Source organism: Alloyangia pacifica, from assembly GCF_900116195.1.
Classification (GTDB): Bacteria; Pseudomonadota; Alphaproteobacteria; order Rhodobacterales; family Rhodobacteraceae; genus Salipiger; species Salipiger pacificus.
Genome location: NZ_FOZW01000001.1, coordinates 471,486 through 484,897, shown reverse-complemented (window position 1 = coordinate 484,897; position 13,412 = coordinate 471,486). Strand labels below are relative to the sequence as shown.

Genomic DNA, 13,412 nt, shown 5'->3' with positions numbered 1-13,412 from the left:
ATGGCCTTGACGCTGCACCACCTGCGGGCGCATGTATACCCCCACCGCGGGTCCGCCCGCCAGCCTGAAGAGTCTACCATGCTGCTTCTCATCGACAATTACGACAGTTTCACCTGGAACCTCGTGCATTACGTGGGCGAGCTGGGCGTGGAGGCGAAGGTCGTACGCAACGACCAGATCGACGTGCAGGCGGCGATGGCGATGAAGCCCGCCGGCATCCTGCTCTCGCCCGGCCCCTGCACGCCCACCGAAGCGGGCATCTGCCTGGCGCTCACCGAGGCCGCAGCCGAGACCCGCACGCCGCTCTTCGGCGTCTGCCTTGGCCACCAGACCATCGGCCAGGCCTTCGGCGGCACGGTCAAGCGTCACGACGAGATCGTGCACGGCAAGGTCGGGATGATGCACCACGACGACACCGGCGTCTTTGCCGGGCTGCCCTCGCCCTTCGAGGCGACGCGCTATCACAGCCTCGTCGTCGCGCGCGACGACCTGCCCGAGGAGCTGATCGCCAACGCCTGGCTCGAGGACGGCACGATCATGGGGCTGCGCCACCGCGAACTGCCGATCCACGGCGTGCAGTTCCACCCCGAGAGCATCGCCTCGCAGCACGGCCATGCCCTCATCGAGAATTTCCTGAAGACCATGAAAGTCCCTGCATGAGCGATCGACTGAAGCCGCTGATCGGCGCCGCCTGTACCCGTCCGCTGAGCCGGGAGGAGGCCGAGACCGCCTTCGAGATCCTCTTCGAGGGCGAGGCCACCCCGGCGCAGATCGGCGGGCTGCTGATGAGCCTGCGCACCCGCGGCGAGACCGTCGAGGAATATGCAGCCGCCGCTGCTGTCATGCGCGCCAAGTGCAACAAGGTCATCGCCCCTGCGGGCGCTATCGACATCGTCGGCACCGGCGGCGACGGCAAGGGCACGCTGAACATCTCGACCGCCACCGCCTTTGTCGTCGCGGGCGCGGGCGTCACCGTGGCCAAGCACGGCAACCGCAACCTGTCGTCGAAGTCCGGCTCGGCCGATGCGCTCGGCCAGATGGGCATCAACGTGATGCTGCCCGCCTCGGCGATCGCCCCCATCCTGAACGAGGTCGGCATCTGCTTCATGATGGCGACCATGCACCACCCGGCGATGAAACACGTCGGCCCGCCGCGCATGGAGCTCGGCACCCGCACGATCTTCAACATCCTCGGGCCGATGACCAACCCGGCAGGCGTCAAGCGCCAGCTGACCGGGGCGTTCTCGCGCGATCTCATCCGGCCGATGGCCGAGACGCTGGGCCAGCTCGGATCCGAACGCGCCTGGCTGGTGCACGGCTCGGACGGCACCGACGAGTTGGCGATCTGCGGCGTCAGCTGGGTCGCGGCGCTGGAGGAAGATGGCAGCATCCGCGAAGTCGAGCTGCACCCCGAGGATGCAGGTCTTCCCGAACATCCGTTCGAAGAGATCATCGGCGGCGATCCCGCCGAGAATGCCGCCGCCATGCGCGCACTGCTGGACGGGGCGCAGAATGCCTACCGCGACGCGGTGCTGCTGAACTCCGCCGCCGCTCTGGTGGTTTCGGGCACGGCCACCGACCTTCAGGAAGGTGTCGCCATGGCCCGCGAGAGCATCGACAGCGGCGCGGCCAAGGCCAAGGTCGAGGCGCTCGCCAAGGCCAGCCAAGCCGCCGCATGAGCCTGCCCGAACGCTGGGGCCACCTGCCCTTTTTCACCGAGGATTTCCCCCGCATCGCCACCGCGCTTGCGGAGGAAACCCGGCAAATCCTGCCGCCCGAGCCGCAGCGTTTCGCCGCGCTCGATGCCTGTGCGCCGGGCGACGTGCGCGTGGTCATCCTCGGGCAGGATCCCTACCCGACTCCGGGCCACGCCCATGGACTCTCCTTTTCGGTGGAACCCGAAGTACGGCCCCTGCCGCGCTCGCTGACCAATATCTACAAGGAATTGCAGGAAGAGTTCGGGGCCGTGCCGCCGAACGGCGACCTGCGCTTCTGGGCCCGTCAGGGCGTGCTGCTGCTCAACACCGCGCTTTCGGTCCCTGCCGGCAACGCGGGCGCCCACGCGAAGCTTGGCTGGTCGAAGCTCACCGCGCAGGTGCTGGAGGCGCTCTCGGATCAGCCGCGCGCCTTCATCCTCTGGGGCGGCCACGCGCAGAAATTCGCGCCGCACATCCATGGGGACGATCACCTGATCCTCACCTCGGCCCACCCCTCGCCGCTCTCGGCGCGGCGCGGCTTTTTCGGATCGCGCCCCTTTTCCCGCGTCAACGACTGGCTTAAAGCCAGAGGGGAGACGCCGATCAACTGGACCACGCCCGGCGCGGCCTGACGGACCGGCGCGAGAACGATACGGAGCCCGCCATGACCCAGACGATCCTCGACAAGATCAAGGCCTACAAGCTCGAAGAGGTCGCCGCCGACAAGGCCGCGAAACCGATGAGCGAGGTCGAGGCCGAGGCGCGCGCCGCAAGCCCGGTGCGCCCCTTCGCGCAGGCGCTCTTCGAGGCCGCGAAGACCGGCTATGGCCTCATCTCCGAAGTGAAGAAGGCCTCGCCCTCCAAGGGTCTGATCCGCGAAGACTTCCATCCCGCGACGCTGGCCCAGGCCTACGAGCGCGGCGGCGCGACCTGCCTGTCGGTGCTGACCGACACCCCCTCCTTCCAGGGCGCCAAGTCCTTCCTGACCGAGGCCCGCTCGGCCACGAACATGCCCGCGCTGCGCAAGGATTTCATGTACGACCCCTATCAGGTCGCCGAGGCCCGCGCGCTGGGGGCCGACTGCATCCTGATCATCATGGCGTCGGTCTCCGACACGCTGGCCGCCGAGCTCGAAGACGCCGCCTTCGGCTGGGGCATGGACGCGCTGATCGAAGTGCATGACGGAGAGGAGCTCGAGCGTGCGCTCAAGCTCAAATCGCCGCTGATCGGGGTGAACAACCGGAACCTCAAGACCTTCGAGACCTCGCTCGACACCACCCGCGTGCTGTCGAATAACGTACCCGATGGACGTTTCCTGATCTCCGAGTCCGGGCTCAACACCCCGGCCGATCTGGCCGACATGGCGCAATACGGCGCCCGCGCCTTCCTCATCGGCGAAAGCCTGATGCGGCAGGAGGACGTCGAAGCGGCCACACGCACGCTGCTCGCAGACCCGGTGCCCGCATGAGCGGCCTGACGCATTTCGATGCCAAGGGCGACGCGCATATGGTCGACGTTTCGGACAAACCCGTAACGTCCCGCATCGCGACCGCCGCCGCGTGGATCCGCATGGAGCAAGCCACCTTTGACCTGGTCACCGAGGGCAAGGCCAAGAAGGGCGACGTCATCGGCGTGGCACGCCTCGCTGGCATCATGGGCGCAAAGAAGACGCCCGAACTGATCCCGCTCTGTCACCCGCTGCCGGTCACCAAGGTCACGGTCGAGATCACTCCTGATGCCTCTCTCCCCGGCCTGCAGATCGAAGCCACGGTCAAGACCACTGGCCAGACCGGCGTCGAGATGGAGGCGCTGACCGCCGCCTCGACCGCCGCGCTGACCGTCTACGACATGGTCAAGGCGGTGGATCGCGGCATGGAGATCGGCGGGCTGCGCGTGCTGCTGAAGGATGGCGGCAAGTCGGGGCGCTACGAAGCCAAATGATCCCCGTCTCCGAAGCGCTGGACCACCTCTTTGCTCTCGCCCGTCCGCTGGAGGTCGAGGATGTCCCGCTGCGCGAGGCCGGCGGCCGCGTTCTGGCCCGACCGCTCGCGGCGCTCCGCGACCAGCCGCCCTTTGCCGCCTCGGCGATGGACGGCTACGGCGTGACCGAAGCGGCACCGGGTCTGGCGTTCAGGGTGATCGGCGAGGCCGCCGCCGGGCGCGCGTTCCCCGGCAGGGTCGGCCCCGGTGAGGCCGTGCGCATCTTCACCGGTGCCCCGGTGCCGGAAGGCGTGAAAACCGTTGTCATCCAGGAGGATGTCGACCGCGACGGAGACCGGATCACGATCACCGACCGCCTCGGCGACGGCGACAATATCCGCCCCTACGGCAACGACTTCCGTGCCGGTATGACCGTGGAGGCACCGCGTCTCCTCGGCCCGCAGGACATCGCCCTGCTGGCCGCGATGAATATCGACCGCGTGCCGGTCACCCGGCGGCCCAGGGTGGCGCTGATCTCGACCGGCGACGAGCTGGTCATGCCCGGAGAGACCCCCGGTCCGGATCAGATCATCGCTTCGAACACCTTTGGCCTCTACGTGCTCCTGCAACAGCTTGGTGCGGAGCCACGCCTGCTGCCCATCGCCCGCGACAACGAAGCCTCGCTGCGCACGATCTTCGGCATGGTCGGCGACGCCGATCTGGTGGTGACCATCGGCGGTGCCTCTGTCGGCGATCATGACCTCGTGGCGCGCGTGGCCGAGGGCATGGGGCTCGAGCGTGCTTTCCACAAGGTCGCCATGCGCCCCGGCAAGCCACTGATGTCCGGTCGGCTGGCCGAAGCCATGATGGTCGGCCTGCCGGGAAACCCGGTCTCGGCGATGGTTTGCGGACATGTCTTCCTCGCCCCGGTCATTCGCACGATGCTCGGCCTTGCTGCCGCACCGGCCGCTCGCGAAACGCTTCGCCTCGCGGCTGCGATCGGCGCAAACGGTCCCCGCGAGCACTATATGCGCGCACGGATCACCTCCGAAGGGGTCGCGGTCTTCGACCGTCAGGACAGCGCCCTGCTGAGCGTCCTAGGCGCTGCCGATGTTCTAGCCGTGCGCCCCCCGAACGATCCTGCGCGGCAAGCCGGCGCAGAGATTGACGTGATCCGCCTTTGAGGCCGTTTCGGGTTCATCCGAAATGCAAGGTTTCACGGTCGAACCACTTGGACAGCCACAAGAATTAAGGTTGCTTTAATCTTGCGTTAATGATTGCAGGGATTGACACAAAACGGGAACATGGCTAGAACAAAGTCGAACATCTCATGAAGTCACAACCCGGACCCGCCATATGCTGACCAAGAAACAGCTCGACCTGCTGGATTTCATCAACAAGCGCATGGCGCGCGATGGCGTCCCGCCCAGCTTCGACGAGATGAAGGATGCGCTCGACCTCCGGTCGAAATCCGGCATCCACCGGCTGATCACCGCGCTCGAGGAGCGTGGCTTCATCCGCCGCCTTGCCCATCGGGCCCGCGCGATCGAGATCGTCAAGCTGCCCGACAGTCTTGCCGGGCGTCCCACTGGCTTTGTCCCACAGGTGATCCAGGGTGATCGCGGTGCGGCCTCCAGGCCTTCGGCCAACGATGCGCTCGAAACCGTCGGCGCGATGGAATTGCCCCTGATGGGCCGTATCGCCGCCGGTGTGCCGATCGAATCGATCTCCGACATTCCGCCGAATGTCGCCGTGCCCTCGGCCATGCTCTCCAACAGCGGCCGGCATTACGCGCTCGAGGTCAAGGGCGACTCGATGATCGAGGCCGGGATCAATGATGGCGACGTGGTGATCATCCGCGAAACCAGCTCGGCCGAGAACGGGCAGATCGTCGTCGCCCAGGTGGAAGGTTACGAATCCACGCTGAAGCGCTTCCGCCGCAAGGGCAGCAGCATCGTGCTCGAGGCCGCCAACCCGGCCTATGAGCCGCGCGTTCTGCCCTCCGGCTCGGTTTCCGTGCAGGGTCGGCTGGTCGGGTTGATCCGGTCCTACTGATCCGGAGTCGTCGGTCGCTCTGACCGATCCGGGTCTGAACCGCCCCGCTCCCAGAGGCGGGGCGGTTCGGTCTTTGACGTCTTCATTCGGACCCCGGCGGCATCCTGGAAAATTGCGACGGCCCCCGTTTCCTTCAGACGCAGCGGGTCGAGGAACATGCAGTCCCCGAAGACCGGGAGAGGCGCGTTGCTCACGACGATCTGCGCCCCGGCGCAGCCTTTGATCTCCGACGCGGCGCGGCTGCCGGATGCATGCACCACCTCGAGCTTTCCGAGCGTGATCCGGCGAAGCCGCCCCTCACCCCCGGGCCAGAGCGCCGCGGCTACCTCCTGCCCACCGCCCTGGCCATCGTTCTCGAGCCAGACCTTCGCCGTGAACCCATCGCCGACGGGGCGCGACAAGGCACGCCCCTGCGCCGTCATCACCCCGACAAGCGCACCGCTTTCCGCGACCAGCATCGCCGGCCGCTCGGTTCCGATCCAGAGCACCCCCGCCAGCAGCAGCGGCACCAGCCCGCTCCAGCGGCCCGCGCCTTGCCAGAGCATCAGGATCAGGCTGCCCGCCGCGAACAGCGGCAACACCCAGGGCCCCGGGGCAACGACCAGCCCCACCGTTCCCTCGAGTTCAGCGACGGCCCGAGCCACGCCGAGGATCCAATCAAGACCCAGTGCCATCACCCCTAGCGACCAGCGGTCCAGTCCCAGCGGCAGAAGCAGCGCCGAGAGCACCGCCATCGGCATGGCCAAGAGCCCCATGGCCGGCACTGCAAGCAGGTTCGCCAGGAGTCCGTAGCGCGAGACGAGATTGAAATGCGCCATTGAGACGGGCGCGGTTGCCAGCGAGGCCACCGCCGACGACAGCACCATCGCCAAGAGCGGCCGCGCCCATCGCGGCAGCGACATCGCGCCGCGCAGGGCGCCGAAGACGCAGACCAGCGCGGTGGTGGCCGCAAAGGACATCTGGAAGCCGGGCCCGAGCATCGCCTCGGGTCGCAGGCAGAGCAGCAGCAGCGCCGCCAGCGCCACCGAGCGCAGCGACAGCGCCCGCAGGTCGGCCAGCACCGCGCCCAACATGACCGCCACCATGATGAAGGCGCGCTGCGTCGCGATATTGCCGCCCGACAGCGCCAGGTAGCCCGAGGCGGCGGCGAGGGCCGTCAGGGCCGCGATCTTCTTGCCCGGCCAGAGGTGCCGGCTGCGCCGCGGCAACAGGAGCAGCACCCGCACCGCACCGAAGACGAAGCCGGTCAGCAGCCCCATGTGCAGGCCGGATATCGCCAGCAGATGCGCAAGGTTGGTCTGCCGCAGCGCCTCGAGTGTGCCCTGCCCCATGGCGCTGCGATCGCCGGTCATCAGCGCAGCGGCAAAGGCCCCGGTCTCGCCGGGCAGCCGCGCCTGAACATGCCGCGACAGCGCCATGCGCGCCCGGTCGATGCGGCGCGAGCCGCCCGCCGGCTCGAGCAGCACGACCGGCGTGCGGCTGTAACCCACGGCGCCGATCCGTTCGAACCAGGCGTGCCGCCGGAAATCGAAACCGCCGGGTTCCACGGGCCCGCCCGGAGGGACGAGGTGCCCGGTCAGCGCCACCCTCTGCCCCGGCGCGAGGCGGAGCGCGCGCGCCTGCAGCGCCGGGTCGCCGTGCAGCGAGACGCGGACCCGCGCAGGAACGCGTTTCGGCGCGACCCGCGACAGCACCACCCGGTCCAGCGTCAGCCGCGGCACGTCGGACGCCGACCGGTCGATGCCGATCACCCGCCCCTCGATCGGGCCATAGTAGCGAAAGCCCAACTGCGGCGCGGCCACCGCATGGGCACGCGCGCCGGCAAGCGCCAGTCCCAGCAGCACAAGCCCGCCCGCCAGCGCCAGCGGCGCCGCCGTCTCGGGCAACCGCCCTGCGGCGAGCAGCAAGCCGGCGCCACCGCCGCCGCAAAGTAGCAGCCACCGAACCGGCGGCTCCAGCGGCAGGGAGAAATAGACCCCGATGCCGAACCCGAGGAATACCGGTGCCCATGGGAAGAGATGCCCCCGTTGCGCGTGCAGGGCCGCCCCGGCCCACCGAACCGCACCGCCCAGCCACAAGCACGGCCGCACGCTCGGCCACACGCTCGGACACAGACTGAGTAGCAAGTCCAGCCTTGAGATCAGCAGCAAGGTCAGCAGCCGGCCCATGCTTGCCCCCGTCCGCCGCGCTGTTTAAGGAACCTGCAAAACCCTAGGCCCACCACGGTTACCGCGAGGTTAATTCCCCATGACGAGCCCTTCCACGAGCCCCGCCACCAGCGCCCAGGCGGTCGTGACCCGCTTCGCACCTTCTCCCACCGGCTACCTGCACATCGGCGGAGCCCGCACCGCCCTGTTCAACTGGCTCTATGCCCGCGGCCGCGGCGGCAAGTTCCTGCTGCGCATCGAGGATACCGATCGCGCCCGGTCGACCCCCGAGGCGACCGAGGCGCTGCTCAAGGGGCTCGACTGGCTCGGGCTCGACCACGATGGCGAGGTGATCAGCCAGTTCGAGCGCGCGCCGCGCCACGCCGAGGTGGCGCACGAGCTGCTTTCCAAGGGCGCAGCCTACAAGTGCTTCTCGTCGCAGGAAGAGATCGAGGCCTTCCGCGAAGCGGCCCGCGAGGCCGGCACCTCGACGCTGTTCCGCAGCCCCTGGCGCGACGCCGATCCGGCAACCCATCCCGATGCCCCCTACGTCATCCGCCTGCGCACCCCCGAGGACGGCGAGACGGTGATCGAGGACGAGGTGCAGGGCACTGTGCGCATCCGCAACGATCAGCTCGACGACATGATCCTTCTGCGCTCGGATGGCACGCCGGTCTACATGCTGGCGGTGGTGGTCGACGATCACGACATGGGCGTCACCCATGTCATCCGCGGCGACGATCACCTCAACAACGCGGCGCGGCAGATGGGCATCTACACTGCCATGGGCTGGCCCCTGCCGGTCTATGCCCACATTCCGCTAATCCACGGGCCGGACGGCAAGAAGCTCAGCAAGCGACACGGCGCGCTCGGCGTCGACGAGTACCAGAAGCTCGGCTACCCCGCGGCAGGCATGCGCAACTACCTCGCGCGGCTCGGCTGGAGCCACGGCGATGACGAATTCTTCACCGATGCACAGGCAAAAGAATGGTTCGACCTCTCGGGAATCGGGAAGTCTCCGGCGCGGCTCGATTTCAAGAAACTGGAGAACATCTGCGGCCAGCACATCGCGGTCGGGGACGATGCCGCACTGCTGCATGAAATCGAGGCATATCTCGCCGCAGCCGGTCTCCCGGCCTTCACCGAGGCACAAAAATCCGGGATGACGCAGGGTATGTACTGCCTGAAGGACCGCGCCAAGACTTTCCCGGAACTTCTTGAAAAGGCTCACTTCATCCTGACGGAAACCCCCATTGTTCCCGACGAGAAGGCCGCCAAGAACCTCGATGCAGTATCCCGTGGTATACTGGCCTCGTTGACGCCGCAGTTGCAAAGTGCTAGCTGGTCGCGAGAAGAGCTCGAGGGGGTAACGGCGCAATTCGCCGAAGAGCAGAACACCAAATTCGGAAAGCTGGCCGGGCCGCTTCGTGCGGCTCTCGCAGGCCGGTCCGTGACCCCTAGCGTGTTCGACATGATGCTGGTGCTCGGCAAGGAGGAAAGCCTCCTCCGGCTTGAGCAGGCAGCGGCTTCCGAGGCGCCGTGACGGGACCCATGTGATGGGTGTTCCCGAGCCCGCCCCGGGCCATGTGTGATAATACCGACCGGGCGCGCCCGACGCGCCTGGCCTTTTCCAGATGAAGGGACAAGCAAGCATGGCTGACACAGCGAAAAGCGCGAAACTGACCATCGGCGAGCAAAGCTACGACCTGCCGATCTATTCGCCGACCGCGGGCCCCGATGTGCTCGACATCCGCAAACTCTACGGCCAGGCCGGGGTTTTCACCTACGATCCGGGCTTCACCTCGACCGCGAGCTGTGACAGCACGATCACCTTCATCGACGGCGACGAAGGCATTCTTCTGCACCGCGGCTACCCGATCGACCAGCTGGCGGGCAAATCGCACTACCTCGAAGTGTGCTACCTGCTGATGTACGGCGAGCTGCCGACCGCGGCAGAGCTCGAGGATTTCGAGAACACCATCACCCGCCACACGATGATCCATGAGCAGATGCACAACTTCTTCCGCGGCTTCCGCCGCGATGCGCATCCCATGGCAACCATGGTGGGTGTGGTCGGCGCCATGTCGGCCTTCTACCATGACAGCACCGACATCTCGGACCCGCGCCAGCGCGAGATCGCCTCGCACCGCCTGATCGCCAAGATGCCGACGATCGCGGCCATGGCCTACAAGTACTCGATCGGCCAGCCCTTCGTGTACCCGCGCAACGATCTCGATTACGCGGCGAACTTCCTGCACATGTGCTTCTCGGTTCCTGCCGAGAAATACGAGGTGAACCCGATCCTGGCCCGCGCCATGGACCGCATCTTCACCCTGCACGCCGACCACGAGCAGAACGCTTCGACCTCGACCGTGCGTCTCGCCTCCTCGTCGGGCGCGAACCCGTTTGCCTGCATCGCGGCCGGCATCGCCTGCCTCTGGGGTCCGGCCCACGGCGGCGCCAACCAGGCCTGCCTCGAGATGCTGAAAGAGATCGGCTCGGTCGACAAGATCCCCGAATACATCGCCCGCGCCAAGGACAAGAACGACCCGTTCCGCCTGATGGGCTTCGGTCACCGCGTCTACAAGAACCGCGACCCGCGCGCGACGGTGATGAAGCAATCCGCCGACGAGGTGCTCGACCTGCTCGGCGTCGAGAACAACCCGATCCTGCAAGTGGCGAAAGAGCTCGAGAAGCAGGCGCTGGAAGATCAGTACTTCATCGACAAGAAGCTGTTCCCGAACGTCGACCTCTACTCGGGCATCATCCTCGAGGCGATGGGCTTCCCGACCTCGATGTTCACCCCGATCTTCGCGCTGTCGCGCACCGTGGGCTGGGTCTCGCAGTGGAAAGAGCAGCTCGCCGATCCGCAGCACAAGATCGGCCGCCCGCGTCAGCTGTACCTCGGCTCGACCCTGCGTGATTACACCGACATCGAAAGCCGCTGAGCCGGTTTTTGGACAAGGAAAGGCCCCGCTTCTGCGGGGCTTTTTTGTTTATATACAGACTATTGGCAGAGAAACCTGTCACCGCGCCGCGACGTAGCGGGCGCGCGGTCGGATCAGGTCGCCGCTGCGCGCCTGTTCGACCGCATGGGCGCTCCAGCCCGCCAGCCGCCCCGCGGCGAAGATGGTGAAAGGCGCCTCTTCGGGAAGGTCCCGCGCCATGGCGAGCGCTGCGAGGCCGGTGTCGACGTTGGGCGGCAAAGCCAGCCGCTCGGACAGCTGCCGCTGCGCGCGCAGGGCCGGCTCTTCCGGCGCGAGCCGCTCGAGCAGCAGCCGCGCCCTTGGATCGCCCTCGGGATAGAGCGGATGTCCATAGCCGAAGCCATAGGCCAGCCCCCCGGCCTGCGCCGCGAGGAACTCTTCCATCCGCCCATCAAGAACCGCCCGAAGCGCCTCCCGCGCAAGCGTCGAGGCCCCGCCGTGCCGCGCGCCGCTCAGGGTCGCCATGCCGCAGAGCAGTGCCGCGGGCAGGCTCGTCCCGGTAGAGGCGGCGATCCGAACCGCGAAGGTCGAGGGGTTCAGCTCGTGATCGCTTAGCAGCACCAGTGCACGACGCAGATCGTCCGCGCCCTGTGCCTCCTGCCCCCAGGCCTGCGCCAGCCGCGCGTGGATCGCTCCGCCTCCCTCGCGCCCGAGCAGCGCGCCGGTCACGCCCGACATCAGGCGACCGATCTCGTCGGAAATTTCCAGCCCGGTCAGGCTCTGGATGGCGCGCGCTGCCTCGGTCTCGGCGGCCAGATAGGCAACGGCACGCGCGACCGGCGTTGCCCCGTTTCCTGCCGCGCCAGCCTCCGGGCACGTCACGCAGTCCTGGCCGCAGAGATGCGCCGCCATCTCTTCGAGCGTCATCCCCTCGGCGCAGTCCTCCACCGACCGTCCCCGCAACCAGAGCATCCCCTCGCGCACCTCGGAGATCCCGGTCGTAAGCACCGGATCGCCCCAGCGGATCGCCTGCTCCGCCACCTCGGCGCGCGCGCGCGGACGGCGGTTTTGGCGCAGCAGCGCCTCGACGTCGGCGCGCGCGTAAAGGCTGCGACGGGCATCCCCCGCGTCGGCCTCAGCCCGGAGCTGGCCTCGGCTGACATAGGCGTAAAGCGTCTGGGGCTTCACTCCGAGTAGGCCGCAGGCGGTGCCCGCATCGATCCAGTCATCGCTTTTCATATTGATTATATTGATCAAGATTTACAGTCGGTCAATCGCGGCGAAACATGCGGACCAACCAGAATGGAGGCCGCAATGACCGGATTTTTCGACCAGCAGATCGCTCAGGCGCTTGGAGCCGGGTCCTCTCCCGGCGTTCACGCCGCCGAACAAGGGTGCGCCGAACTCCCTTCCTGCTTCCGGGTCTCGGAGCTCGCTGCCGCCGCCACCACGGCCGCCGCCCGCGAGATGGCGGCGCTGCTCGGCGCAAACCGCGTCGATGTCGACCGCCGGCTCGCCTCCATGTGGTTTGACATGACCCTGCGCCCAAAGGGCTGGGAGCTGCCCTCGGCCTGGGACCCAATCGCCGGGGACTACGCCGCCGCGGACGGCTGGATCCGGCTGCATACCAATGCGCCCCATCACCGCGATGCGGCGCTGTCTGTGCTCGGCAGTCCTCCTGACAGGAGCACGGTCTCCGAAGCTGTCGCCAGCTGGGGCAAGGACGATCTCGAGACGGCGGTCGTGGCGGCTGGCGGAGCAGCGGCAGCAATGCACGCGCTGGCGGACTGGGCCGCGCACCGCCAGGGCAAGGCCGTCGCCGCCGAGCCGCTGATCGCGTTCCGCGAAACCGGGGCCGGCGCCTCCCCTGTCGCGATGCCGGGCCTGCGGGTGCTCGACCTGACCCGGGTGCTCGCAGGGCCGGTGGCGACACGCTTCCTTGCCGGTTTCGGTGCCGAGGTGCTGCGCATCGACCCGCCGTGGTGGGACGAACCAGGGGTGGTTCCGGAGGTCAGCCTCGGCAAGCGCCGGACCGGGCTGAACCTCAAGCAGGCCGCCGATCGGGCTACGTTCAAGGAGCTGCTCAAGGGCGCCGACGTGCTGGTGCATGGCTACCGCCCCGGCGCGCTGGAGGCCCTGGGCTATGGGGCCGAGGCGCGCGGGCGGATCGCGCCCGGACTGATCGACGTGAGCCTGAATGCCTATGGGTGGACCGGACCCTGGTCCGGGCGACGCGGCTTCGACAGCCTTGTGCAGATGAGTTGCGGCATCGCCGACGAAGGCATGCGGCGGACCGGTGCCACGCGCCCGGTGCCGCTGCCGGTTCAGGCGCTGGACCATGCCACGGGCTGCCTGATGGCCGCCGCCGTGCTGCGGGCCCTGCGCCAGCGCAACGCCGAGGGGCGCGTGCTCTCGGCCCAGCTGTCACTGGCCCGCACCGCGGCGTTGCTCATCGCGGCGGGCCCGCGGGAGATGACGGGCGCGCCTATCGAGGAAACACCGGGCGACCTTGCGCCCGAGATCGAACAGACCGGCTGGGGCCCCGCACGGAGGCTGCGTTTCCCGGTCTGCATCGACGGCCAACCGCCGCGTTGGGACCTTTCGGCGGGGCCGCTGCGTGTCGATGCCCCGCGCTGGAGCGTGGCGCAGAGCGCCGCTGTCTAAGC

Annotated in this window: 12 protein-coding genes; 10 read left to right on the top strand and 2 right to left on the bottom strand. The window is 67.8% G+C overall.

Annotated features, from left to right (window positions below):
- Nucleotides 1–78: 78 nt before the first annotated feature.
- From BM397_RS02375 to lexA, 7 genes are all read left to right on the top strand, one after another.
- On the top strand, nucleotides 79–660 hold the full coding sequence (locus BM397_RS02375) for an anthranilate synthase component II (RefSeq protein WP_092421148.1): 582 nt from the start codon (nucleotides 79–81) through the stop codon (nucleotides 658–660).
- On the top strand, nucleotides 657–1,679 hold the full coding sequence (gene trpD / locus BM397_RS02370) for an anthranilate phosphoribosyltransferase (protein ID WP_092421144.1): 1,023 nt from the start codon (nucleotides 657–659) through the stop codon (nucleotides 1,677–1,679). The genes BM397_RS02375 and trpD overlap by 4 nt, the downstream gene beginning before the upstream one ends.
- Nucleotides 1,676–2,329, top strand: coding sequence for a uracil-DNA glycosylase (locus BM397_RS02365; protein WP_092421140.1), 654 nt, complete (start codon nucleotides 1,676–1,678; stop codon nucleotides 2,327–2,329). The genes trpD and BM397_RS02365 overlap by 4 nt, the downstream gene beginning before the upstream one ends.
- Before the next feature lie 32 nt (nucleotides 2,330–2,361).
- Entirely contained in the window at nucleotides 2,362–3,165 is an 804-nt protein-coding gene (trpC, locus tag BM397_RS02360; protein WP_092421137.1) for an indole-3-glycerol phosphate synthase TrpC, read from the top strand.
- The gene (moaC, locus tag BM397_RS02355; protein WP_092421134.1) at nucleotides 3,162–3,638 is read left to right on the top strand and encodes a cyclic pyranopterin monophosphate synthase MoaC; all 477 of its coding nucleotides are present in this window, start codon (nucleotides 3,162–3,164) and stop codon (nucleotides 3,636–3,638) included. The genes trpC and moaC overlap by 4 nt, the downstream gene beginning before the upstream one ends.
- Complete coding sequence (locus BM397_RS02350; protein ID WP_092421132.1) at nucleotides 3,635–4,801, top strand: molybdopterin molybdotransferase MoeA; 1,167 nt, start codon at nucleotides 3,635–3,637, stop codon at nucleotides 4,799–4,801. Before moaC ends, BM397_RS02350 begins: the two co-directional genes overlap by 4 nt.
- A 172-nt stretch (nucleotides 4,802–4,973) precedes the next feature.
- On the top strand, nucleotides 4,974–5,672 hold the full coding sequence (gene lexA / locus BM397_RS02345) for a transcriptional repressor LexA (RefSeq protein ID WP_092421129.1): 699 nt from the start codon (nucleotides 4,974–4,976) through the stop codon (nucleotides 5,670–5,672).
- Here the strand turns inward: lexA and BM397_RS02340 are convergent.
- Nucleotides 5,666–7,762: a ComEC/Rec2 family competence protein gene (locus tag BM397_RS02340; RefSeq protein WP_342707599.1), complete on the bottom strand. Its 2,097-nt coding sequence runs from the start codon at nucleotides 7,760–7,762 to the stop codon at nucleotides 5,666–5,668. The two genes, lexA and BM397_RS02340, sit on opposite strands and share 7 nt — an antisense overlap.
- Before the next feature lie 157 nt (nucleotides 7,763–7,919).
- Here BM397_RS02340 and gltX point away from each other — a divergent pair, with 157 nt between their 5' ends.
- Both gltX and gltA read left to right on the top strand, forming a co-directional pair.
- Entirely contained in the window at nucleotides 7,920–9,362 is a 1,443-nt protein-coding gene (gene gltX, locus BM397_RS02335) for a glutamate--tRNA ligase (protein ID WP_092421110.1), read from the top strand.
- A 109-nt stretch (nucleotides 9,363–9,471) separates the two neighbouring features.
- Nucleotides 9,472–10,767: a citrate synthase gene (gltA, locus tag BM397_RS02330; RefSeq protein WP_092567350.1), complete on the top strand. Its 1,296-nt coding sequence runs from the start codon at nucleotides 9,472–9,474 to the stop codon at nucleotides 10,765–10,767.
- Between the two features lie 78 nt (nucleotides 10,768–10,845).
- Here gltA and BM397_RS02325 read toward each other — a convergent pair whose 3' ends face one another.
- The gene (locus BM397_RS02325; protein WP_092421105.1) at nucleotides 10,846–11,985 is read right to left on the bottom strand and encodes a citrate synthase family protein; all 1,140 of its coding nucleotides are present in this window, start codon (nucleotides 11,983–11,985) and stop codon (nucleotides 10,846–10,848) included.
- 75 nt (nucleotides 11,986–12,060) lie between these two features.
- Here BM397_RS02325 and BM397_RS02320 point away from each other — a divergent pair, with 75 nt between their 5' ends.
- The gene (locus BM397_RS02320) at nucleotides 12,061–13,410 is read left to right on the top strand and encodes a CoA transferase (protein WP_176806516.1); all 1,350 of its coding nucleotides are present in this window, start codon (nucleotides 12,061–12,063) and stop codon (nucleotides 13,408–13,410) included.
- The last annotated feature ends 2 nt before the right edge of the window (nucleotides 13,411–13,412 follow it).